The 305-nt window shown below is 43.6% G+C and carries 1 protein-coding gene; it reads left to right on the top strand.

What is annotated here, in order from left to right:
• Window positions 1-84: 84 nt before the first annotated feature.
• Window positions 85-305: replicative helicase loader/inhibitor (locus NE473_RS31055; protein ID WP_256265636.1), on the top strand; the 221-nt coding region annotated here is incomplete at its 3' end.

The following is a 305-nucleotide window of genomic DNA, read 5'->3' as shown; positions in this document are numbered from 1 at the left end:
CAGCCCTGTAGGGAAACAGCAGGACAAGCAAAACGAGAGCCGGGAAATGATGTATAACTGGGCGATGTCAATAGGAGGAGAGGAATGAACACAAAGGAATTTGCCGTATTTGCAGATCGGATAAAAACATCATATCCAAAATACAACCTGCTGGCAACGGGAGATCAGATGGACTGGTGGTATGAACTACTGGGAGATATTCCTTTTCAGGTTGCTATAATCGCTCTCAAGAAATACGCACTGTCTAACAAATTTCCACCTGCAATATCACACTTAAGACTGTATGCGGCAGATTTGATGGAAAC

The sequence above is a fragment of the Hungatella sp. SL.1.14 genome (assembly GCF_024460495.1).
Classification (GTDB): Bacteria; Bacillota; Clostridia; order Lachnospirales; family Lachnospiraceae; genus Hungatella; species Hungatella hathewayi.
The sequence above is the reverse complement of the archived record's forward strand: the minus strand, read 5'-3'. Positions and strand labels throughout refer to the sequence as shown.